The organism is Streptomyces sp. AV19 (genome assembly GCF_015999245.1).
Lineage (GTDB): Bacteria > Actinomycetota > Actinomycetes > Streptomycetales > Streptomycetaceae > Streptomyces.
This window is the reverse complement of record NZ_JAEAMR010000010.1, coordinates 82,298-103,500: the sequence shown is the minus strand read 5'-3', so window position 1 is coordinate 103,500 and position 21,203 is coordinate 82,298. Positions and strand designations below refer to the sequence as shown.

Here is a 21,203-nt window from a genome sequence, read left to right as displayed (position 1 = left end):
TTGGCAGTCATGCCGTGCATGTGCCGAGGGACGACGCTGGCCCTCCGCGAAATTTCGTGCAGGTTACACACCGGCTCCCGCGATGCGGAAGGCAGATCCCACTATGCGGACATCTGGGATGGATTCACGGTGGAATCACCCTGCCGAACAGGGTTCGTATAAATGTGCCCTGTCGGCGGAGGGTTGAAACAGGGCCGAAACCTGCGCGTTATGCGGTGCCCCGCAAAAGCATCACCCGACGGCGGTGCCGAACGCAAGACCCAGCAGATAAGTGACCCCCGCGGCGGCCCCGCCGAGCAGCAGCTGGCGCAGCCCGCTGAACCACCACGACCGGGCCGTCACCCGGGCGACGACGGCACCGCAGGCGAACAGCCCCAGCAGCGCCAGCAGCACGGCCGGCCACAGCACCGTGGCGCCCAGCAGGTAGGGCAGCACGGGCAGCAGGGCGCCCAGCGCGAACGAGCCGAACGAGGCGAGGGCGGCGGTCATCGGCGACGGCAGGTCGGAGGGGTCTATGCCCAGCTCCTCGCGGGCGTGGATCTCCAGCGCCTGCTCCGGGTCGCGGGACAGCTGCCGGGCGACCTCCGCCGCGAGGGCGGGCTCCACGCCGCGCGAGACGTAGAGCTCGGCCAGCTCCTCCTGCTCGTCCGCGGGGTGCCTGCGCAGCTCGCGGCGCTCCACGTCCAGCTCGGCGAGGACGAGTTCGCGCTGCGAGGCGACGGAGGTGTACTCGCCGACGGCCATCGAGAACGCGCCCGCGGCGAGGCCGGCGAGGCCGGTGATCATCATCGTCCGGGAGGACACGTCACCACCGGCGACGCCGGTGAGAAGGGCGAGGTTGGAGACCAGGCCGTCCATCGCCCCGAAGACGGCGGGGCGGAGCCAGCCGCCGTTGACGTCACGGTGCGTGTGGTTGTCGCGGTGGGCGATGTGTGTGGCCGCGGCGTTGTCGAGGACAGCCATGGTGTTCGCGTGCTCCTTCGGGCAGGGGTGCCCCGGTGGGGCTCTGCTGAGTCGAAGGTACGCACGAATGCGGGTGATCCGCTAGCAAGGAAGGCCGAACTTACCGCGCTGACCAGGGGGTTTGCCCCAGCCCCGCCCTTTCACCGTTTCTCGCGCGCTCCGCGCGGGGCAACGCGGCTGCGCCGCGTTCGTCCTCAAACGCCCGCGCGGGGCAACGCGGCTGCGCCGCGTTCGTCCTCAAACGCCGGACGGGCTGATTGTTCAGCCCGTCCGGCGTTTGAGGACAGCGCCCGAAGGACGATGCGGGGTCCGGAGCACAAACCCACCGGCTACTCAGCCGGCTTGGGCTCCGCCCCCGACGACGACGCGTCCGACGACCCACCGTCCTCGGCAGCCCCCGGCTCCACAACCGCCTCCCGCCCTGGAACCTTCCGCGAGGAAACCACGATGTACGCCACCGCCGCCACGAACACCAGAATCGACGTCCACCCGTTCAACCGCAGCCCCAGCACATGATGCGCCTCGTCCACCCGCAGATACTCCGTCCAGAAGCGCCCCACCGTGTACGCCGCCACGTACAGCGCGAACGCCCGCCCGTGCCCCAGCTTGAACCGGCGGTCCGCCCAGATCACCAGGGCCGCGACGCCCAGGCACCACAGCGACTCGTACAGGAAGGTCGGGTGGTACGTCCCGGCCACCCGCCCGATCGCGGGGTCGGCGTCGATCTTCAGCGCCCACGGCACGTCCGTCCGCTTGCCGTAGAGCTCCTGGTTGAACCAGTTGCCCCAGCGGCCGATCGCCTGCGCGACGGCGAGGCCGGGGGCCACCGCGTCGGCCCAGGCCGGCAGCGGGATGCCCCGGCGGCGGCAGCCGATCCACGCGCCGACCGCGCCCAGCGCGACCGCGCCCCAGATGCCGAGGCCGCCCTCCCAGATCTTGAAGGAGTCGACCCAGTTCCGGCCCTCACCGAAGTACAGCTCGTAGTCGGTGATCACGTGGTAGAGCCGGCCGCCGACCAGGCCGAAGGGCACGGCCCAGACGGCGATGTCGGCGACGGTCCCGGCCCGGCCGCCGCGCGCGATCCAGCGTCGGTTGCCGAGCCAGACGGCGGCGAAGACGCCGATGATGATGCAGAACGCGTAGCCGCGCAGCGGGATCGGGCCCAGGTGGAGGACACCGGTCGACGGGCTGGGGATGTATGCGAGATTCATGGCACCACCGACGCTACCCTGCCGGGCCGCGTACGCGACAACCCACCCGTGACAACGGCTGCGTAACGGGCGTAACAGGCGCGACGGGAGGGATCAGCGCTCCTTCGCCGCCGCGACCGTCATTTCCCGCAGCTTCGCCGAGGTCAGCGGATGGGCGGGATCGCCGTAGATGCTCTTGCCGTTGAGCAGGACGGTAGGCGTGGCCTTGAGCTTGAGCTTGCGGAACGCCTCGTGGTTCTGCTTGACCCAGCTCTCGTGGGTGCCGTCGTCCACGCACTTCTGGAAGCCGGGGGTGTTCAGCCCGGGGACCTGGCCGGCCAGTTCGTACAGGCGGGACGTGGAGGCGAAGGCGTCGTTCGTCTCCGGCGGCTGGTTCTTGTAGAGCACATCGTGGTACGCGGAGAACTTGCCGGTGTCCTGCGCGCAGGCGGCCGCGTTGGCCGCGGCGAGGGAGCCCTTGCCGCCCAGGTTCTTGTCGATGAGCGTAACGATGTGGTACTCGGTGCGGAGCCTGCCCTCGTCCTCGAGGTCGTGGATCGTCTCGCGGTACGCGTTCTCGAACAGGGCGCACGCCGGGCAGCGGAAGTCCTCGTAGACCGTGAGGGTCGCCTTGGCGGCCCGCTTGCCCACCGGGATGGTCGAGCCGTCCTTGCCGAGGACGCCCTGGGGCGGCACCGCCGGACCGGCGGCCTCCTCCTTCTTCTCGCCCGAGCCCGCGACCAGCGCCGCGACGCCCGCGCCGGCGCCCAGTACCGCGAGCACCACCACGCCCGCGATCATGCCCCGCCTGCGTTTGTCCCGGGCCTCGTCCTTGAGGCGCTGTTCCTGCAGCCGCTCGCGGGCGGTGCGCTTTCCGTCGCTGTTCTTCTGGCTCACGTCCCCGTACAACGAACCGGGGGCACGGCCCAGCGCACCCCCGGTCGCAGGTTCCTTCGAACGGGTTACCCGCGTCGCGTTACCCGCGTCGCCGCCCGCCTCGTCGCACGCCCGCCGCGAGGTCCCCCGCGAGGGCCCGTACGGCGGCCAGGCCCGCCTCCTCGTCGGGTGCGTCCAGCAGCCGCTTGACGAAGGCGGAGCCGACGATGACGCCGTCGGCGAAGCCGGCGACCTCGGCGGCCTGCGTGGCGTCGGAGACGCCCAGGCCCACGCAGACCGGCAGGCCGGTCACCGCGCGGGTGCGGCGCACCAGGTCCTGGGCCTCGCGGCCGACGGACTCCCGGGTGCCGGTGACGCCCATGAGCGAGGCCGCGTAGACGAAGCCGGAGCCGGCCGCCGTGATCCTGGCGAGCCGCTCGTCGCGGCTGCTCGGCGCGACGACGAACACCGTGGCCAGGCCGTGCTGTTCGGCGGCCTCGCGCCAGGCGTCGGACTCCTCGACCGGCAGGTCGGGCAGGATGCAGCCCGCTCCCCCGGCCGCGGCGAGGCCGGCGGCGAACCGCTCGGCGCCGTAGCGGTCGACCGGGTTCCAGTAGGTCATGCACAGGATCGGCGCGCCGGTGGCCCGGTGCACCTCGCCGACCGTGCGGATCACGTCGGCGATCCGCACACCGCCGCGCAGGGCGATGTCGTCGGCGGTCTGGATGACCGGCCCGTCGAGGACGGGGTCGCTGTGCGGCAGGCCCACCTCGACGATGTCGCAGCCGCCCTCGATCATGGCGGTCATGGCCCGGACGCCGCCGTCCACGGAGGGGAAGCCGGCCGGCAGGTAGCCGACGAGCGCGGCGCGGTCCTCCGCCTTGGCCTTGGCCAGGACGTCGCTCAACAGCCCGATGTTCCCGCTCACTTGGCCGCCCCCTCATTCTTGGTCGCACTCCGCCTCGACTCCGCTGCGGCCGGGTGCGCCTCGGTCGTTCCTCCCTCGGCACCCCCAGCCTCCGCTACGTCTCGGCTGCGTTGCTCCGGGTCGTAGAGCCCGAAGTAACGGGCCGCCGTGTCCATGTCCTTGTCGCCGCGTCCGGAGAGGTTGACCAACAGCAGGCCGTCGGGGCCCAGTTGGCGGCCGGCCTCCAGCGCGCCGGCGAGCGCGTGCGCGCTCTCGATGGCGGGGATGATGCCCTCGGTGCGCGACAGCAGGCGCAGCGCCTGCATGGCCGCGTCGTCGGTGACGGCCCGGTACTCGGCGCGTCCGGTGTCCTTGAGGTAGGAGTGCTCGGGGCCGATGCCGGGGTAGTCCAGGCCCGCCGAGATCGAGTACGGCTCGGTGATCTGGCCGTCCTCGTCCTGGAGCACGTAGGAGCGCGAGCCGTGCAGGATGCCCGGCGTGCCCTCGGTGAGGGTGGCCGCGTGCTCGCCGGTCTCCACGCCGTGCCCGCCGGGCTCGCAGCCGATGAGGCGGACGCCGGCGTCGGGGAGGAAGGCGTGGAAGAGGCCGATGGCGTTGGAGCCGCCGCCGACGCAGGCCAGCGCGGCGTCCGGGAGCCGGCCGGCGCGCTCGAGGATCTGCCTGCGGGCCTCGACGCCGATGACCCGGTGGAAGTCGCGGACCATCGCCGGGAAGGGGTGCGGCCCGGCGACGGTGCCGAAGAGGTAGTGGGTGCGGTCGACGTTGGCGACCCAGTCGCGGAACGCCTCGTTGATGGCGTCCTTGAGGGTGCGGCTGCCGGACTTCACGGCGATGACCTCGGCGCCGAGCATCCGCATCCGGGCGACGTTGAGCGCCTGGCGCTCGGTGTCGACCTCGCCCATGTAGATGGTGCATTCGAGGCCGAAGAGGGCGCAGGCGGTGGCGGTGGCGACGCCGTGCTGGCCGGCGCCGGTCTCGGCGATGACGCGGGTCTTGCCCATCCGCTTGGTGAGCAGGGCCTGGCCCAGCACGTTGTTGATCTTGTGGGAGCCGGTGTGGTTGAGGTCCTCGCGCTTGAGGAACACCCGGGCGCCGCCGGCGTGTTCGGCGAAGCGCGGCACCTCGGTGAGCGCGCTGGGACGCCCGGTGTAGTTGACCATGAGGTCGTCGAGCTCGGCGGCGAAGGACGGGTCGGCCTTGGCCTTCTCGTACTCGGCGGCGACCTCGTCGACGGCGGCGACCAGCGCCTCGGGGATGAACTTGCCGCCGAAGGAACCGAAGTAGCCGGCGGCGGTGGGGACTTGACCCTCGGGGTCGGGAAGGAAGAACTCAGAAGGCACGTGGGACTCCTGTGACGGGAAGAGCGACGGGCGGGCGCGGACGCGCCGCACCCGGCAAGCGGTGACGGCTACGGCGTGACGCCGCCGCGCCATCGCATCCCGTTGATCTGCCCGGGCTCGCACCCGATGTGGTACCGCACGCGACGGCCCCGCACGCGCCGCGCGGGAGCGCGGCAGCCGCGCGGACGGCACCCGCGGGCCAGACCCGCGTACGCCTCACCAACCGCGGGCACCGCGACGAGCGCCGGGCGGTGACCCGGCGCCGTGCGGCGGACGCGGCGGTGGCTCATGCGGGTCTCAGCCCCGCCCGTGCCGCAGCGCCGGGTGGGCGCCCGCGGCGACCAGGTCGGCCACGGCGCCCTTGGGGTCGCGGCCGGTCACCAGGGACTCGCCGACCAGGACCGCGTCGGCCCCGTCGTTGGCGTAGGCGATGAGGTCGTGCGGGCCGCGGATCCCGGACTCGGCGATCTTGACGATGCCCTCGGGGATCTCCGGGGCGACCCGGGCGAAGGTGCCCCGGTCGACCTCCAGGGTCTTGAGGTTGCGCGCGTTGACGCCGATGACCCGGGCCCCGGCGGCGACCGCCCGCTCGGCCTCGTCCTCGTCGTGCACCTCGACCAGCGGGGTGAGCCCGATGGACTCGGCGCGCTCGATCAGGGAGACCAGCGCCTCCTGCTCCAGCGCGGCGACGATCAGCAGGGCGAGGTCGGCGCCGTAGGCCCGGGCCTCCCACAGCTGGTAGGCGGTGACGATGAAGTCCTTGCGGAGGATGGGGATGTCGACCCGGGCGCGGACGGCCTCCAGGTCGGCGAGCGAGCCGCCGAAGCGCCGCTGCTCGGTCAGCACGCTGATGACGGACGCGCCGCCCGCCTCGTAGTCGGCGGCGAGCCCCGCGGGATCGGCGATGGCGGCCAGCGCACCCTTGGACGGGCTGGAGCGCTTGACCTCGCAGATCACCGAGACGTTCTCGCCGCGCAGGGCGGCGGCGCCGTCCTTGGCCTGCGGTGCCTTCGCCGCGCGCTCCTTGAGCTCGTCGAGGCTGACGCGCGCCTGCCGCTCCGCGAGGTCGGCACGGACTCCGTCGATGATCTCGTCGAGCACACTCACGCGAGCGGCCCCCTTCCGGGCTCGGTGGTCCTCGCTGATGCGGCTCGTACTCACCCCACCAGCACACTGCGATGGTACTTGGCCGTGGGCAGAGGTCGCGCATCCGGTCGCCGGAGCCCCTGTTTCCCAGGGGGCCTAGGGCGCCAGAACCGCACCGCACGGCAGGTTGCGCACCACCGTGAAGGCCAGCACCAGGGCCGCGAGCGCCCACCGGCGCCGGGTGAGCGCCCCGACGGGCATCCCGCCGCCGTGGCGCGCCGCACGGACGCACCAGACCGTCCAGAGCGGGACGAAGGCGGCGTACCCGGCGACCGCCAGGGCGTTGGCGTGCAGGGCGGCGGCCAGGTCGCCGTGGAGCAGCGCGTGCAGCCCGCGCAGCCCGCCGCAGCCGGGGCAGAGCACCCCGGTCCACCGCAGCAGGGGGCAGGCGGGGTAGTGGCCGGGCTCGTGCGGGTCCACGGCCGCGACCAGGGCCGCGGCCGCGCCGAGCAGGGCGGCCACGCCCAGGGGCGCGGCAAGGCGGGGGGCTGCTTGCCTCACACCGCGATTCTGGGCCGGGAAGCGCGACGGCGCAGCCCCGGGCGCCCGTACGGGCCGGGGCCGCGCCGTCGGAGAGGGCCGGGCCGGGTGCTCAGCCCTTGGTCTCCGAGCGCGGGGGACGCGAGCCCATGCCCATCATGCTCATGATCCCGCCGACGACCGCGGCGAGGAGGCACAGGCCGACGCCGGCCCAGAAGCCGACCGGCTTGGCCATCACGCAGAAGACGCTGGCCACGCAGAAGCCGATGAAGGCGATGACGACGCCGGTCCAGGCGGCCGGGGTCTTCCCGTGGTGGGCCCGGGGGATGATGTCGACGTGCTGGGCGCTGCCCGACATGATGTGACTCCTCGTTGTATGGGGCTCGCTGAGTCGCGCCCGCGGGCGCGTGACCCTCGCGGTCATTGTCCCTGACGGCCCGTGACCGTCTCGACGTGGGGTGGTCGTGTCCCCGCCCGGTCTAGCGGGGCGAGGTCTCGCCGGTGGGGTCCTCGCCCCGGTCGAACGCCTTCCACAGCTCCTCGGGCCGCTCCGGGTCCGCCGGCTTGCGGGCACGGCGCGGGCGCGGGGTGCCGTCGCGCTCGTACCGGCCGGACATCGCGGGCCAGTGCCGGCCGTACCGCAGCGCGAGCAGTCCGGCGAGCAGGATCAGCACGCCGCCGGCGAGCGACACCCACGGCCAGGAGCTGTGGGTGACGTGCTCGACGGCGGTGCTCGCCAGGCCGGTGGAGCGGGACGCCTTCTCCTCCAGGGTGGCGGTGTCCCCGCGGCCCCGCAGGCACATCACGGCGGTGCCCGCGCCGCACAGGGTCAGCAGGGCGGCGACGACCGTCCGCGCGGCGCCGCGCACCGCGAAGACGGCGACGAGCGCCGCGAGGCCGACGAGGGCCAGGGCGCCGGGCACGCCGCTGACGTCCTGGCCGGTGACGTGCTCGACGGTGGCGTTCCGCGCGTTCGCGGCGCTGCCCGTGAGCCAGGCGCGTCCGCCCGCGAGCAGGACGAGCGCGGCACCGGCGACGGTGAGGAACAGCGCGACGCCGACGCTGCGCCGGGCACTGCGGCCGGGGCGCTTCGCGTCGGGCCGCGGACGGGGGTGGGGTACGGCTGCGCTCACTCCTCCACTATCCCCTGCCGCCCGGGGCGCCGCGCAGCCGGGGTCACGCCGGTGCCCCCGGGCGGGTGAGCCGCTGGGCGGCGTGCACGGCGCGCAGTACGGCGGCGGCCTTGTTGCGGCACTCGGCGTCCTCGGCGACCGGGTCGGAGTCGGCGACGACGCCCGCGCCGGCCTGGACGTGGGCGGTGCCGTCGCGCAGCACGGTGGTGCGGATGGCGATGGCGGTGTCGGAGTCCCCGGCGAAGTCCAGGTAGCCGACGCAGCCGCCGTACAGGCCGCGGCGGGCGGGTTCGAGCTCCTCGATGATCTGCATGGCGCGGGGCTTGGGGGCGCCGGAGAGGGTGCCGGCCGGGAAGCAGGCGGTGAGCACGTCGAAGGCGGTGCGGCCGGGGGCGACGCGGCCGGTGACGGTGGAGACGATGTGCATGACGTGGCTGTAGCGCTCGATCGACATGAAGTCGACGACCTCGACGCTGCCGGGTTCGCAGACCCGGCCGAGGTCGTTGCGGCCGAGGTCGACGAGCATCAGGTGCTCGGCGCGCTCCTTGGGGTCGGCGAGCAGTTCGTCGGCGAGCGCGGCGTCGGCCTGCGGGGTGGCGCCGCGCGGCCGGGTGCCGGCGATGGGGTGCACCATGGCCCGGCCGCCCTCGACCTTGACCAGGGCCTCCGGGCTGGAGCCGACCACGTCGAACCCGTCGAACCGCAGCAGGTACATGTAGGGGCTCGGGTTGGTGGCGCGCAGCATCCGGTAGACGTCCAGCGCGGAGGCGGCGCAGGGGGTCTCGAAGCGCTGGGAGGGCACCACCTGGAACGCCTCGCCGGCCCGGATGCGCTCCTTGATGTCCTCGACGGCGGCCATGTAGCCGGGGCCGCCCCAGTGGCGGGTGTACTCCGGCAGTTCGGCGGAGGGCAGCGGCGCGGGGTGGGAGGGCACGGGGCGGTGCAGGTCCGCGGTCATGGCGTCGAGGCGGGCGACGGCGTCCGCGTACGCCTCGTCGACGCCGGTCGCCAGGTCGTTGTGGTTGATCGCGTTGGCGATCAGCAGGACGGTGCCGTCCCGGTGGTCGAGGACGGCCAGGTCCGAGGTGAGCAGCATGGTCAGCTCGGGCAGGCCGAGGTCGTCCCGCTCGCCGGAGTGCTCGCCGATCTTCTCCAGCCGGCGCACCACCTCGTAGCCGAGGTAGCCGACCATGCCGCCGGTGAAGGGCGGCAGGCCGGCGCCCTCGATGAGGTCGCGCGGGGTGTGCAGGGCCTCGACGGTGGCGCGCAGCGCCTTCAGCGGGTCGCCGTCGGTGGGCACGCCGACGGGCGGGGTGCCCAGCCAGTGGGCGGCGCCGTCGCGGACGGTGAGGGTGGCGGCGCTGCGGACGCCGATGAAGGAGTAGCGGGACCAGGTGCGGCCGTTCTCGGCGGACTCCAGCAGGAAGGTGCCGGGCCGCTCGGCGGCGAGCTTGCGGTAGAGGCCGACGGGGGTGTCCCCGTCGGCGAGGAAGCGGCGGGTGACGGGGATGACCCGGCGGTCCTCGGCCAGGGCGCGGAAGGTGGCGGCGTCGGGTACGACGTCGGTGGTGGCAGCCATGGCAGCGGAGCCTACTGGCCCAGGGGCAGGTCTCCTGCGTCGAAACAGGTACGCGCTCCCGTGTGACAGGCGGGTCCCACCTGGTCCACCTTGACGAGGAGGGTGTCCGCGTCGCAGTCGAGGGCCACCGACTTCACGTGCTGGACGTGGCCGGACGTGCCGCCCTTGACCCAGTACTCCTGCCGGCTGCGGCTCCAGTAGGTGCAGCGGCCGGTGGTGAGGGTGCGGTGCAGGGCCTCGTCGTCCATCCACCCGACCATCAGCACCTCACCGGTGTCGTACTGCTGGGCGACGGCGGGCACCAGGCCGTGGACGTCGCGCTTGAGGCGGGCGGCGATGGCGGGGTCGAGGGACGAGGGGGGAACAGCGTTGCCGGTCATGCCTTCATTGTGCCGCCCCGCTTCCGGCCCGGTTCCGGGCGGTACGGCCCCGGTCCCGGTCGCACGGATGTCGGAGGGATGCGGCATGCTTCCGTCATGACCTCACCGCCTCCTCCGCCTCCGTCGAACCCGCCGCAACCGCCGGGCGGCGGCGGTGGCTTCGGCCCTCCGCAGGGCTTCGGGCCGCCGCCCGGACAGCCGCCGGGGCCGATGCCGCCGCCGGCCGGGCAGCCCGGCCCGGGGCAGCCGCCGTACGGTCAGGGGCAGCCGGGTTACGGGCAGGGGCAGCAGCCGGGTTACGGCCAGGGCCAGGGCTTCGGGCCGTACGGTCCGTACGGGCAGGTGCCCGCCCCGCCGCCCCCGCCGCCGTCCTCCGGGGGCGGGGCGAAGATAGCCGCGATCATCGTGGGCGCGGTGCTGGTCGTCGGCCTGGCCGTCGGCGGCGTCGTGCTGGCCTTCAAGGGCGGCGAGGGCGACGCCTCGGCGAAGTCCTCCCCGTCGCCGAGCGCCTCGGGCGGCACGGAGCCGTCGTCGGCGCCGTCCGCGCCGCCGACGGTGCCCACGGTGCCGCCGCTGCCGAAGATCCCGGTGCCCTCGGGGCCGTCCGCCTCGGCGTCCTCGCAGGTCGTGGTGCCGATGGTCGTCGTCAAGCCCGGCGAGTGCTTCGACCACCCGGCGATGACCCCGTCGGCCACCCGGGTCGAGAAGAAGTCCTGCGACAGCACCCACGACGGCGAGGCGATCACCAACCGGACGCTGGACAGCGGGCTGACCTCCGAGTCGGCGATCCGTGACAACGCCCAGCGGCTGTGCAAGCCGGACGCCGAGCGGCGGCTGAGGTCCATCAACGACGGCAAGCTGTACTACTACTTCGCGCTCTACCCCAACGAGCGGACGTACCTGCTGACCAGCGAGCGCCGGGTGACCTGCTGGATCGCCCGCAGCGACAAGCCGGGCGGGGCGAAGCTCGGCGCTCCGCTGCCGGGCTGACCGACCGGTGGGCGCGGCACCGTGGCAGGGCGGCGGGGGCAACCGTAGGCTGACGCCATGTCAACCCACGCACAGCGCGAACGCCTGCTCCTCGCCGATCTGTTGGAGACCGCGGACCCCAACGCCCCCACGCTCTGCCAGGGGTGGACCGCCCGTGACCTCGCGGCCCACGTCGTGGTGCGCGAGCGCCGCTCGGACGCGGCGGCGGGCGCCCTGTTCAAGCCGCTGGCCGCCCGGCTGGAGCGGGTGCAGGCCGAGTTCGCCGCCAAGCCGTACGAGGAGCTGATCCAGCTCATCCGGACCGGGCCGCCGCGGACGTCGCCGTTCGCCCTCAAGCAGATCGACGAGGCGGCCAACACGGTGGAGTTCTTCGTCCACACCGAGGACGTGCGCCGGGCGCAGCCGGACTGGACGCCGCGGGAGATCGATCCGGTCTTCGCGGACGCGCTGTGGTCCCGCCTGGAGAAGATCGCCCGGATGCTGGGGCGCAAGGCGCCGGTGGGGATGGTGCTGCGGCGTCCGGACGGGCGGACGGTGGTGGGGAACCGGGGGGTCCCGGTGGTGACGGTCACCGGTGACCCGGCGGAGTTGCTGCTGTTCGCGTCCGGCCGCCAGGACGCGGCGAGGGTCCGCCTGGAGGGCGACGAGGCGGCCCAGACGAAGCTGCTGGCCGCCCGCCTGGGGATTTGAGCCCCAACCCCGCCCTTTCACCGTTTCTCGCCGCGCTCCGCGCGGGTGTCGCCCGAAGGACGCTTCGGGGCGAGGGGCGGAGCCCCGGAAGAAACGGTGAAAGGGCGGGGTGGGGGAAAACTCACCGCACCGGGTGCCCCGCCTCCCGCAACGCCCCCTTCACCTGCGGGATCCGCAGATCCCCGAAGTGGAACACCGACGCCGCCAGAACGGCATCCGCCCCCGCCGCCACCGCAGGCGCGAAATCGGCAAGCTTCCCGGCCCCGCCGCTCGCGATCACCGGCACGGTGACATGCCGCCGCACCGCCGCGATCATCTCCGTGTCGTACCCGTCCTTCGTCCCGTCCGCGTCCATCGAGTTGAGCAGAATCTCCCCCGCGCCCAGCTCCGCCGCCCGGTGCGCCCACTCGACCGCGTCGAGCCCCGTCCCCCGGCGGCCACCATGAGTGGTGACCTCGAACGACCCCGACGGCGTCCGGCGCGCGTCGACCGACAGCACCAGCACCTGCCGCCCGAACCGCTCCGCGATCTCCCGCACCAGATCGGGTCGTTCGATCGCCGCCGTGTTGACACCGACCTTGTCCGCGCCGGCCCGCAGCAGCTTGTCCACGTCGTCGGCGGTGCGGACGCCGCCGCCCACCGTCAGCGGGATGAAGACCTGCTCGGCCGTCCGCCGTACCACGTCGTAGGTGGTCTCGCGGTTGCCGGAGGAGGCGGTGATGTCGAGGAAGGTGAGCTCGTCGGCGCCCTCCTGCCCGTAGATCCGGGCCATTTCGACGGGGTCGCCCGCGTCGCGCAGGTTCTGGAAGTTGACGCCCTTGACGACCCGGCCGTTGTCCACGTCCAGGCAGGGGATGACTCTGACCGCGAGGGTCACGCGGATTCTCCTCCGAGATCTCCGGAAGCCCCGGAAGTTCCAAAAGCTTCCACTTCTACTTCGACCAGCCAGCGCGAGTCCGCGAATCCGGAGACGACGACCAGCGTGGCCACGGGCCGGACCGTGTCGAAGAGCTCCTTGTGGGCCCGGCCGACCGCGTCCACGTCGCGGGCGTGGGTGATGTACATCCGGGTGCGGACGACCGCCTCCGGTCCGAGCCCGAAGCGCTTCAGCGCGTCCAGCGCGTTGCCGAAGGCGGCCTTCGTCTGCTCGTAGGGGTCCCCCTCGCCCTGCAGGACGCCGCGCACCACGGGCGTCGTCCCGGCGACGAGGACCCGGTCCCCCACCGCCACGGCCCGTGCGAAGCCCATCGTCTCCTCCCAGGAGTTGTCGCTCTGCACACGGCGCGGGGCGGCGGGGTTCGTGGTCATCGGGATACAGCCTCCAGGGCTTCTTCCAAGGTGAACGCCTTGGCGTAGAGAGCCTTGCCCACGATCGCGCCTTCGACGCCCTCCGGTACCAGAGTGGCGATCGCCCGCAGGTCGTCAAGGGAGGAGACGCCGCCGGAGGCGACGACCGGCCGGTCGGTGACGGCGCAGACGTTCTTCAGCAGCTCCAGGTTGGGGCCCTGGAGCGTGCCGTCCTTGGCGATGTCGGTGACGACGTAGCGGGCGCAGCCCTCGGCGTCGAGGCGGGCCAGCGCCTCGTAGAGGTCGCCGCCGTCGCGGGTCCAGCCGCGGCCGCGGAGCGTGGTGCCGCGGACGTCGAGGCCGACGGCGACCCTGTCGCCGTGCTCGGCGATGACGCGGGCCACCCACTCGGGGCTCTCCAGGGCGGCGGTGCCCAGGTTGACCCGGGTGCAGCCGGTGGCGAGGGCGGCGGCCAGGGAGGCGTCGTCGCGGATGCCGCCGGAGAGTTCGACCTTGATGTCCATGGCGCGGACGACCTCGGCGATCTGTGCCCGGTTGTCGCCGGTGCCGAAGGCGGCGTCCAGGTCGACCAGGTGCAGCCACTCGGCGCCGGCGCGCTGCCACGCCTGCGCGGCGGCCAGCGGGTCACCGTACGAGGTCTCGGAACCGGATTCGCCGTGCACCAGGCGTACGGCCTGTCCGTCGCGCACGTCCACGGCGGGGAGGAGTTCGAGCACGCTTGCAGTCGACACAGTCACAGGGTTCCGATCCAGTTGGTGAGGAGCTGGGCACCGGCGTCGCCGGACTTCTCGGGGTGGAACTGCGTGGCCCACAGCGGCCCGTTCTCGACGGCGGCCACGAACGGCTCGCCGTGCTCGGCCCAGGTGACCTTGGGCGCGCGGATGGCCGCGTTGGTGACTTCGAGATTCCACGCGCGGACGGCGTAGGAGTGCACGAAGTAGTAACGGGTGTCCGCGTCCAGGCCGGCGAAGAGCTCCGAGCCCTCGGCGGGCGCGACGGTGTTCCAGCCCATGTGCGGGACGACGGGGGCCTTGAGCGGCTCGACCGTGCCGGGCCACTGGTCAAGGCCCTCGGTCTCGATGCCGTGCTCGATGCCGCGCTCGAAGAGGATCTGCATGCCGACGCAGATGCCCATCACCGGGCGCCCGCCGGACAGCCGCCGGCCGACGACCCAGTCGCCGCGGGCCGCGCGCAGCCCCTCCATGCAGGCGGCGAACGCGCCGACGCCGGGCACGAGCAGCCCGTCGGCGTTCATGGCCTTCTCGAAGTCGCCGGTGATCTCGACGTCCGCGCCGACGTGGGCGAGGGCCCGCTCGGCGGACCGGACGTTGCCGAACCCGTAATCGAAAACGACCACCTTCTTGGGGCTGTCGCTCATGACCACAGCCCCTCGATCCGGAGGATGCCGGCGGTCAGGCACATGGCGGCTCCGATGCCGAGCAGCACGATGACGCTCTTGCCCATGCCCTGCTTGACGAAGGAGATGATGCCGCCGACCAGGAACAGCCCGACGATGATCAGCGCGGCGGAGAGCCCGGTCACAGTGCACCCTTCGTGGACGGGAGGATGCCCGCGGCCCGCGGATCGCGCTCGCACGCGTAGCGCAGCGCCCGGGCCAGGGCCTTGAACTGGCACTCCACGATGTGGTGCGCGTTGCGCCCGTACGGCACGTGGACGTGCAGCGCGATCTGCGCCTGCGCGACGAAGGACTCCAGGATGTGCCGGGTCATCGTCGTGTCGTAGGTGCCGATCATCGGCGCGATGTTCTCGGGCTCGGTGTGCACGAGGTACGGGCGGCCGGAGAGGTCCACCGTCACCTGGGCGAGCGACTCGTCCAGCGGGACCGTGCAGTTGCCGAAGCGGTAGATCCCCACCTTGTCGCCGAGCGCCTGCTTGAAGGCGGCGCCCAGCGCGAGGGCGGTGTCCTCGATGGTGTGGTGGGTGTCGATGTGCAGGTCGCCGTCCGTCTTGACCGTCAGGTCGAACAGGCCGTGCCGGCCGAGCTGGTCGAGCATGTGGTCGTAGAAGCCGACGCCCGTCGACACATCGACCTGCCCGGTCCCGTCGAGGTCTATCTCGACGAGGACGGACGTCTCCTTGGTGGTCCGCTCGATGCGACCCACGCGGTGGTTCATCGGTTCTCCTTCATGACGGTGCGCACCGCGTCGAGGAACGCGTCGTTCTCCTCGCGGGTGCCGGCGGTGACCCGCAGCCGGCCCGGTACGCCGTTGTCGCGCACCAGGACGCCCCGGTCGAGGATCGCCTGCCAGGCGGCGTGGGCGTCCTCGAAGACCCCGAACTGCACGAAGTTGGCGTCGGACTCGGTCACTTCACAGCCCATGGCGCGCAGTTCGGTGACGATGCGGTCGCGTTCGGCCTTGAGCTGCTCGACGTAGCCGAGCAGCGTGTCCGTGTGCTCCAGGGCCGCGAGCGCGGTCGCCTGGGTGACGGACGAGAGGTGGTACGGCAGCCGGACGAGCTGGACGGCGTCCACCACCGCCGGGTCGGCGGCGAGGTAGCCCAGGCGCAGTCCGGCCGCGCCGAACGCCTTGGACATGGTGCGGGAGACGACCAGGTTCGGCCGTCCCGCGAGCAGCGGCAGCAGCGAGGGGCGGTGGCTGAACTCGCCGTACGCCTCGTCCACGATCACCATGGACGGGCCCGCCGCCTGCGCGGCCTCGTACAGCCGCAGCACGGTCTCCGCGTCCACGGCGGTGCCCGTGGGGTTGTTGGGCGAGCAGACGAAGACCACGTTCGGCCGCTGCTCGGCGATGGTGCGGACGGCCGCCTCGACGTCGATGGTGAAGTCGTCCCGGCGCGGCCCGGAGATCCAGCCGGTGCCGGTGCCGCGCGAGATCAGGGAGTGCATCGAATACGAGGGCTCGAAGCCGAGGGCCGTGCGGCCCGGGCCGCCGAAGGTCTGCAGCAGCTGCTGGATGACCTCGTTGGAGCCGTTGGCGGCCCACACGTTCTCGCGCGTGACCTCGTGGCCGCCGGTGCGGGTGAGGTAGGCGGCCAGCCGGGTGCGCAGCTCGGCCGCGTCCCGGTCGGGGTAGCGGTTGAGGTGCCGGGCGGCCTCGGCGACGCGCTCGGCGATGCGGGCGACCAGCGGCTCGGGCAGCGGGTGCGGGTTCTCGTTGGTGTTCAGGCGGACGGGGACGTCCAACTGGGGCGCGCCGTAAGGGGACTTGCCGCGCAGTTCGTCCCGGACGGGGAGGTCGTCGATGCGGGTCACGTGCTCTTACCCGGAACCTTCCAGTCGAAGCGGGCCTTGAGGGCGGCGCCGTGCGCGGGCAGGTCCTCGGCCTCGGCCAGGGTCACCACGTGGTGGGTGACCTCGGCGAGCGCGTCGCGGCTGTAGTCCACGACGTGGATGCCGCGCAGGAAGGACTGCACGGACAGGCCGGAGGAGTGGCAGGCGCAGCCGCCGGTGGGCAGGACGTGGTTGGAGCCGGCGCAGTAGTCGCCGAGGGAGACCGGCGCGTACGGGCCGACGAAGACCGCGCCCGCGTTGCGCACCCGGGCGGCGACGGCGGAGGCGTCCGCGGTCTGGATCTCCAGGTGCTCGGCGGCGTAGGCGTCCACGACGGCCAGGCCGGCGTCGAGGTCGTCGACGAGCACGATGGCGGACTGCCGGCCCGCCAGGGCCGGGAGGATCCGCTCCTCGGCGTGCTTGGCGGCGGCGGCCTGGGTGCTCAGCTCGGCCTCGACGGCCGAGGCCAGCGCCTCGGAGGGGGTGACCAGGACGGCGGCGGCCAGCGGGTCGTGCTCGGCCTGGCTGATCAGGTCGGCGGCGACGTGCGCCGGGTCGGCGGTGTCGTCGGCGAGGATCGCGATCTCGGTCGGGCCGGCCTCGGCGTCGATGCCGATGCGGCCCTTGAGCAGCCGCTTGGCGGCGGCGACCCAGATGTTGCCGGGGCCGGTGACCAGGTGGACGGGGCGGCACTCCTCGGTGCCGTACGCGAACATGGCGATCGCCTGGGCGCCGCCGGCCGCGTACACCTCGTCGACACCGAGCAGGGCGCAGGCCGCCAGGATCGTCGGGTGCGGCAGCCCACCGGCCGGATCATTTTCGAAAGCGGGCGCCTGGGGCGGGGAGGCGACCGCCAGCGAGGAGACGCCCGCCTCCTGCGCGGGCACCACGTTCATCACGACGGACGACGGGTAGACGGACCGGCCGCCCGGGACGTAGAGGCCGACGCGCTCGACGGGCACCCAGCGCTCGGTGACGGTGCCGCCGGGGACGACGGTGACGGTCTTGTCGGTGCGGCGCTGCTCGCGGTGGACGAGGCGGGCGCGGCGGATGGACTCCTCCAGGGCTGCCCGGATCTCCGGGTCCAGCTCCGCCAGGGCGCGCTCGATCACCTCGGGCGCGACGCGCACCCGCTCGATCGTCACGCCGTCGAACTTCTGCGCGTAGTCGATCAGCGCCGCGGTGCCACGATGATGCACGTCCTCGCAGATGGGCCGCACCTTCTCCAGGGCGGCCTCGACGTCGAGTTCGGCTCGGGGCAGCAGGTCGCGGTCGAAGGTGCCGTCGGTGACGGCGCCGCCGCGCAGATCGATTCGGGAGATCACGCGACCAATTGTCTCAGACCCGTCCCGTCACACGGCTCTCCGTACCACCGACTGATACGCCGCCCGGGCAGCTTGACCGAGCCCCGACAAACTCGCGCGCACGGTCGGTGTTCAAGCGGTGACCCACGGGGAATCGGGCCAGTACGCACCGAGGTACGGACGCCTGCGCCCGCCAGGGAGGGAACCGTGACCGAGAGGGACGACGGCGGCCCGCCCCCCGGGCTCGGCCTCACCGTCGCCGAGCAGGGCATGTGGCGGTCCTTCCGCACCGGCACCACCCACGACCTGCGCACCCCCCAGCCCGAGCGGAACGACCCCAACGGCCCGCACACCTGGGGCCCGGAGCGCAGCGTGCGCGCCCGGGTCATCGCCCTGCTGCTGCTCGACGGCCCGGCGCCGCTGCCCGGCCGGGTGGCCGCGCTCAAGCTCAACGGCGTGCAGATCACCGGCCTGCTGGACCTGTCCGGCGGCACCGTCGTCCCCTACGTCGAGATGCGGAACTGCCGCTTCGAGCAGCAGCTGCTGTTACCGGAGACCCGCTTCACCACGCTGCGCCTGGTCGGCTGCGCCATCCCCCGGCTGGAGGCCGCCCGCCTGCACACCGAGGGCGACCTGCACCTGCCGCGCTGCGTGGTACGGCGCGGCATCCGGCTGACCGACGCGCAGATCGGCACCGACCTGCTGCTCAACCAGGCCGTGGTGCGCCGCGACCGGCGCGGCGTGGCCATCGCCGCCGACGGGCTCTCGGTCGGCCAGGACCTCCAGGCCGAGCTGGCCCGCGCCTACGGGGAGCTGAGCATGCGCGGCGCGAAGATAGGCGTCTCGCTCAGCCTGCGCGGCTCCACCCTGAGCAACCCCTTCGGGCGGCGCGCGCTCAACGCCCCGCAGCTCACCGTGGAGCGCACCGTCTACCTGACGCCCGCGGCCGACACCGGCCCCGCCCCGGCCGGCGGCACGCCCCCGTACGGCATCTCCCCCGCCACCCCCGAGCACGGCACCCGGATGCGCCGCTTCACCTGCGAGGGCGGGATGCGGCTGGACGACGGCCGGTTCGGCGACGCGGTGGACTTCAGCAGCGCCCGGCTGGTGATGACCGGCGACCAGGAGCTCTCGCTGCGCCGCGTCCAGACGCCCGAGCTGCGCTTCCTCGGGGAACGGCCGGAGAGCGGGCGGGTGGTCCTCTCCGGCGCCAAGGTCGTCAACCTGGTCGACCGGTGGGAGAGCTGGCCCGGCCCCGGCTCCCTGACGATGGCGGGTTTCTCCTACGAGACGCTGATACCGCACGGCCGTTTCCCGCTCTCCAGACGCCTGGAGTGGGTGGCCGCGGCCACCCCCGAGTACGCCCCCGAGCCGTACGAGTGCCTGGCCGCGGCCCTGCGCGACAGCGGCGAGGACACCGACGCCCGCGCGGTGCTGCTGGCCAAGCAGCGCCGCCGCCGCGAGACGCTGCCGCCGGCCGGCAAGGCCTGGGGCTACCTCCAGGACTGGACCGTCGCCTACGGCTACCGCCCCGGGCGGGCCGCGCTGTGGATGGCCGTGCTGTGGGCGCTGGGGACGGCGTACTTCTCCGGACACCAGATGCCCCGGGTCAAGCCGGAGGAGGGGCCCAGCTGGAACCCCGCCCTCTACACCCTCGACCTGCTGCTCCCGGTGATCGACCTCGGCCAGGGCCCGGCCTGGCGGACCACCGGGACCGGGCAGTGGCTGGCCAGCGGCCTCGTCCTGGTCGGCTGGGTGCTGGCCACGACCGTCGCCGCGGGGGCGTCCCGGCTGCTGCGGCGCCAGTGAGGGCGAAGAGCGCGCACGGTTAGGCTTACCGGCTGTGACCTCCGCGCGCCTTCCGATCTTTCCGCTGAACTCGGTGCTGTTCCCGGGCCTCGTTCTCCCCCTGAACGTCTTCGAGCAGCGGTACCGCGCGATGATGCGCCAACTCGACGAGCTGCCCGAGGACGAGCCGCGCCGCTTCGGCATCGTGGCCATCCGCGACGGGCTGGAGGTGGCGCACAGCGCGCCGGGCCTGCCCGAGGAGACGCGGCCGGAGCCCGGTCCCGCCACCGGCTTCGGGTCCGACCCGATCGCGGCGTTCCACACGGTGGGCTGCGTGGCGGACGCCGCGACCATCCGCGAGCGCGAGAACGGCACGTACGAGGTGCTGGCGACCGGCACCACCCGCTTCCGGCTGCTGTCCGTCGAGGCCTCCGGCCCCTATCTGACCGGCGAGGTGGAGGACCTGCCGGAGCGGCCCGGCGAGGGCGCGGGCGCGCTGGCCTCCGGCGTCCTGCGGGCCTTCCGCACGTACCAGAAGCGGCTGGCCGGGGCGACCGAACGGTCCCTGGCCGGCCGGGCGGACCTCCCGCAGGAACCGTCCGTCCTCTCCTACCTGGTCGCGGCCGCCGCCGTGCTCGACGTCCCGGCGCGCCAGCGGCTGCTGGAGGCGCCCGACACGGCCACCCGGCTCGCGACCGAACTCGAACTGCTGCGCGCCGAGACGGCGTTGATCGCCAAGCTCCCCTCGGTGCCGGCGGTGGACCTCACGCGACGCCCGACGAGCCCCAACTGATCGGAGACGGACCCCCTTGGGAAAGAAGCCCGAAAAGCTCGGAAAGCCCGGAAAGTCCGGCTCGGGAAGCACCCCGGCGATCGTGGCCCTGGAGAAGGCGGACGTGCCCTTCTCCGTCCACGCCTACGAACACGACCCGGCAGCTTCCTCCTACGGCGGGGAAGCGGCCGAGGCCCTCGGCGTCGCCCCGTCCCGGGTCTTCAAGACCCTGGTCGCCGAGGTGGACGGCGCCCTGACGGTGGCCGTCGTCCCGGTCGCCGGCTCGCTGGACCTCAAGGCGCTGGCGGCGGCGGTGGGCGGCAAGCGGGCGGTCATGGCGGACCCGTCCGCGGCGGAACGGACGACGGGCTATGTACGCGGCGGCATCTCCCCCCTGGGCCAGCGCAAACGCCTGCCCACGGCGCTGGACGCGTCGGCCCTGACCCACCCGACGATCCACGTCTCGGCGGGCCGCCGGGGCCTGGAGGTGGAACTGGCACCGGGGGATCTGGCGAGGCTGACGGGGGCGGTGGTGGCGGTGATCGGGAAGGGGTGAGCTCTCCCCGCCCCGCCCTTTCACCGTTTCCTCCGGGGCTCCGCCCGGGGCCGGCACCGCGCTCCGCGCGGTGAGCGGGGCTCTGCCCCGGACCTGCAACGCGGCTTCGCCGCGTTGACCGGGGCTTCGCCCCCTGCGCCCCCTTTCGGGTCTCCGCCCCGGGTCCCGGGCGGAACGGGGGCTTCGCCCCCTGCGCCCCCGAAACCGCGCTCCGCGCGGTTGTCCTCAAGCTCCCCGGAGGGGTCACCCCCCAGACGGGCTGAGTGTGCGCGCCACGCTGGATCTCACACCCGCGCTGGACATACAGCCCTGGCGCGCACTTCAGCCGTCTGGGGCCCCCTCCGGGGAGCTTGAGGACGAGCGGCGAAGCCGCGACACGGGGTCCGGGGCGGAGCCCCGAATCCAGCCCGTCCGGCGTTTGAGGACAATGCGGCGCAGCCGCGTTGCGGGGCCCGGGGCGAAGCCCCGAAGCGGGGGCGGGGGGGGCGCAGCCCCCGGTCAACGCGGCGCAGCCGCGTTGTGGGCCC

25 protein-coding genes are annotated in these 21,203 nt (G+C 73.3%); 5 read left to right on the top strand and 20 right to left on the bottom strand.

The genetic code is table 11. From position 1 onward, the window contains the following. Positions 1 to 231 precede the first annotated feature (231 nt). The 12 genes from I5Q34_RS18815 to hisI all read right to left on the bottom strand — a co-directional run bounded on the left by I5Q34_RS18815 (position 232) and on the right by hisI (position 10,015). Positions 232 to 963 (bottom strand): VIT1/CCC1 transporter family protein, encoded by a 732-nt coding sequence (locus tag I5Q34_RS18815; protein ID WP_199893494.1) that lies wholly within the window; start codon positions 961 to 963, stop codon positions 232 to 234. Positions 964 to 1,292: 329 nt separating this feature from the next. Beyond that, a complete protein-coding gene (gene lgt / locus I5Q34_RS18810; RefSeq protein ID WP_199893493.1) occupies positions 1,293 to 2,174 on the bottom strand; it encodes a prolipoprotein diacylglyceryl transferase in 882 nt (293 codons plus the stop codon). Between the two features lie 93 nt (positions 2,175 to 2,267). Beyond that, positions 2,268 to 3,050: a thioredoxin domain-containing protein gene (locus I5Q34_RS18805; RefSeq protein ID WP_199893492.1), complete on the bottom strand. Its 783-nt coding sequence runs from the start codon at positions 3,048 to 3,050 to the stop codon at positions 2,268 to 2,270. Positions 3,051 to 3,129: 79 nt separating this feature from the next. Further along, positions 3,130 to 3,957 carry a tryptophan synthase subunit alpha gene (gene trpA / locus I5Q34_RS18800; protein WP_199893491.1) on the bottom strand — a complete coding sequence of 276 codons (828 nt, stop codon included), beginning with the start codon at positions 3,955 to 3,957 and terminating at the stop codon, positions 3,130 to 3,132. Continuing rightward, positions 3,954 to 5,297 (bottom strand): tryptophan synthase subunit beta, encoded by a 1,344-nt coding sequence (gene trpB, locus I5Q34_RS18795; protein WP_277965344.1) that lies wholly within the window; start codon positions 5,295 to 5,297, stop codon positions 3,954 to 3,956. The genes trpA and trpB overlap by 4 nt, the downstream gene beginning before the upstream one ends. Positions 5,298 to 5,365: 68 nt before the next feature. Then, positions 5,366 to 5,587: a tryptophan biosynthesis modulator TrpM gene (trpM, locus tag I5Q34_RS34810; protein ID WP_234429139.1), complete on the bottom strand. Its 222-nt coding sequence runs from the start codon at positions 5,585 to 5,587 to the stop codon at positions 5,366 to 5,368. Between the two features lie 7 nt (positions 5,588 to 5,594). Continuing rightward, positions 5,595 to 6,404, bottom strand: coding sequence for an indole-3-glycerol phosphate synthase TrpC (gene trpC / locus I5Q34_RS18790; RefSeq protein WP_199893490.1), 810 nt, complete (start codon positions 6,402 to 6,404; stop codon positions 5,595 to 5,597). 135 nt (positions 6,405 to 6,539) lie between these two features. Then, positions 6,540 to 6,944, bottom strand: coding sequence for a DUF2752 domain-containing protein (locus I5Q34_RS18785; RefSeq protein WP_199893489.1), 405 nt, complete (start codon positions 6,942 to 6,944; stop codon positions 6,540 to 6,542). 91 nt (positions 6,945 to 7,035) lie between these two features. Then, positions 7,036 to 7,281 carry an HGxxPAAW family protein gene (locus tag I5Q34_RS18780; protein WP_234429138.1) on the bottom strand — a complete coding sequence of 82 codons (246 nt, stop codon included), beginning with the start codon at positions 7,279 to 7,281 and terminating at the stop codon, positions 7,036 to 7,038. 121 nt (positions 7,282 to 7,402) lie between these two features. Next, positions 7,403 to 8,056 carry a TIGR02234 family membrane protein gene (locus I5Q34_RS18775; RefSeq protein WP_199893488.1) on the bottom strand — a complete coding sequence of 218 codons (654 nt, stop codon included), beginning with the start codon at positions 8,054 to 8,056 and terminating at the stop codon, positions 7,403 to 7,405. A 43-nt stretch (positions 8,057 to 8,099) separates the two neighbouring features. Next, on the bottom strand, positions 8,100 to 9,635 hold the full coding sequence (locus I5Q34_RS18770) for an anthranilate synthase component I (protein WP_199893487.1): 1,536 nt from the start codon (positions 9,633 to 9,635) through the stop codon (positions 8,100 to 8,102). 11 nt (positions 9,636 to 9,646) lie between these two features. Further along, entirely contained in the window at positions 9,647 to 10,015 is a 369-nt protein-coding gene (hisI, locus tag I5Q34_RS18765) for a phosphoribosyl-AMP cyclohydrolase (RefSeq protein ID WP_199893486.1), read from the bottom strand. 96 nt (positions 10,016 to 10,111) lie between these two features. Between hisI and I5Q34_RS18760 the strand changes: the two genes are divergently transcribed. Both I5Q34_RS18760 and I5Q34_RS18755 read left to right on the top strand, forming a co-directional pair. Beyond that, the gene (locus tag I5Q34_RS18760; protein WP_199893485.1) at positions 10,112 to 11,005 is read left to right on the top strand and encodes a hypothetical protein; all 894 of its coding nucleotides are present in this window, start codon (positions 10,112 to 10,114) and stop codon (positions 11,003 to 11,005) included. Positions 11,006 to 11,062: 57 nt separating this feature from the next. Further along, on the top strand, positions 11,063 to 11,695 hold the full coding sequence (locus I5Q34_RS18755) for a TIGR03085 family metal-binding protein (protein ID WP_199893484.1): 633 nt from the start codon (positions 11,063 to 11,065) through the stop codon (positions 11,693 to 11,695). A gap of 121 nt (positions 11,696 to 11,816) precedes the next feature. Here I5Q34_RS18755 and hisF read toward each other — a convergent pair whose 3' ends face one another. Genes hisF through hisD form a run of 8 tightly spaced genes read right to left on the bottom strand, consistent with a single transcriptional unit; the run spans position 11,817 to position 17,581 of the window. After that, positions 11,817 to 12,572 carry an imidazole glycerol phosphate synthase subunit HisF gene (gene hisF / locus I5Q34_RS18750; protein ID WP_199893483.1) on the bottom strand — a complete coding sequence of 252 codons (756 nt, stop codon included), beginning with the start codon at positions 12,570 to 12,572 and terminating at the stop codon, positions 11,817 to 11,819. Next, positions 12,569 to 13,003: a RidA family protein gene (locus tag I5Q34_RS18745; protein ID WP_199893482.1), complete on the bottom strand. Its 435-nt coding sequence runs from the start codon at positions 13,001 to 13,003 to the stop codon at positions 12,569 to 12,571. Before I5Q34_RS18745 ends, hisF begins: the two co-directional genes overlap by 4 nt. Continuing rightward, the gene (gene priA / locus I5Q34_RS18740) at positions 13,000 to 13,734 is read right to left on the bottom strand and encodes a bifunctional 1-(5-phosphoribosyl)-5-((5-phosphoribosylamino)methylideneamino)imidazole-4-carboxamide isomerase/phosphoribosylanthranilate isomerase PriA (protein WP_199893481.1); all 735 of its coding nucleotides are present in this window, start codon (positions 13,732 to 13,734) and stop codon (positions 13,000 to 13,002) included. The genes I5Q34_RS18745 and priA overlap by 4 nt, the downstream gene beginning before the upstream one ends. A gap of 2 nt (positions 13,735 to 13,736) precedes the next feature. Then, positions 13,737 to 14,381, bottom strand: a complete 645-nt coding sequence (gene hisH / locus I5Q34_RS18735) for an imidazole glycerol phosphate synthase subunit HisH (protein ID WP_199893480.1) — start codon at positions 14,379 to 14,381, stop codon at positions 13,737 to 13,739. Next, positions 14,378 to 14,545 (bottom strand): hypothetical protein, encoded by a 168-nt coding sequence (locus I5Q34_RS18730; RefSeq protein ID WP_199893479.1) that lies wholly within the window; start codon positions 14,543 to 14,545, stop codon positions 14,378 to 14,380. Before I5Q34_RS18730 ends, hisH begins: the two co-directional genes overlap by 4 nt. Next, positions 14,542 to 15,138, bottom strand: coding sequence for an imidazoleglycerol-phosphate dehydratase HisB (gene hisB, locus I5Q34_RS18725; protein WP_199893478.1), 597 nt, complete (start codon positions 15,136 to 15,138; stop codon positions 14,542 to 14,544). The genes I5Q34_RS18730 and hisB overlap by 4 nt, the downstream gene beginning before the upstream one ends. Further along, the gene (locus I5Q34_RS18720; RefSeq protein ID WP_199893477.1) at positions 15,135 to 16,238 is read right to left on the bottom strand and encodes a histidinol-phosphate transaminase; all 1,104 of its coding nucleotides are present in this window, start codon (positions 16,236 to 16,238) and stop codon (positions 15,135 to 15,137) included. The genes hisB and I5Q34_RS18720 overlap by 4 nt, the downstream gene beginning before the upstream one ends. Continuing rightward, positions 16,235 to 17,581 carry a histidinol dehydrogenase gene (hisD, locus tag I5Q34_RS18715; RefSeq protein WP_199893476.1) on the bottom strand — a complete coding sequence of 449 codons (1,347 nt, stop codon included), beginning with the start codon at positions 17,579 to 17,581 and terminating at the stop codon, positions 16,235 to 16,237. The genes I5Q34_RS18720 and hisD overlap by 4 nt, the downstream gene beginning before the upstream one ends. 186 nt (positions 17,582 to 17,767) lie before the next feature. Between hisD and I5Q34_RS18710 the strand changes: the two genes are divergently transcribed. Genes I5Q34_RS18710 through ybaK form a run of 3 tightly spaced genes read left to right on the top strand, consistent with a single transcriptional unit; the run spans position 17,768 to position 20,676 of the window. Then, on the top strand, positions 17,768 to 19,369 hold the full coding sequence (locus tag I5Q34_RS18710; RefSeq protein WP_199893475.1) for an oxidoreductase: 1,602 nt from the start codon (positions 17,768 to 17,770) through the stop codon (positions 19,367 to 19,369). Positions 19,370 to 19,403: 34 nt separating this feature from the next. Beyond that, positions 19,404 to 20,141, top strand: a complete 738-nt coding sequence (locus I5Q34_RS18705) for an LON peptidase substrate-binding domain-containing protein (RefSeq protein WP_199893474.1) — start codon at positions 19,404 to 19,406, stop codon at positions 20,139 to 20,141. A 16-nt stretch (positions 20,142 to 20,157) separates the two neighbouring features. Beyond that, complete coding sequence (gene ybaK, locus I5Q34_RS18700) at positions 20,158 to 20,676, top strand: Cys-tRNA(Pro) deacylase (RefSeq protein WP_199893473.1); 519 nt, start codon at positions 20,158 to 20,160, stop codon at positions 20,674 to 20,676. Positions 20,677 to 21,203 lie beyond the last annotated feature (527 nt).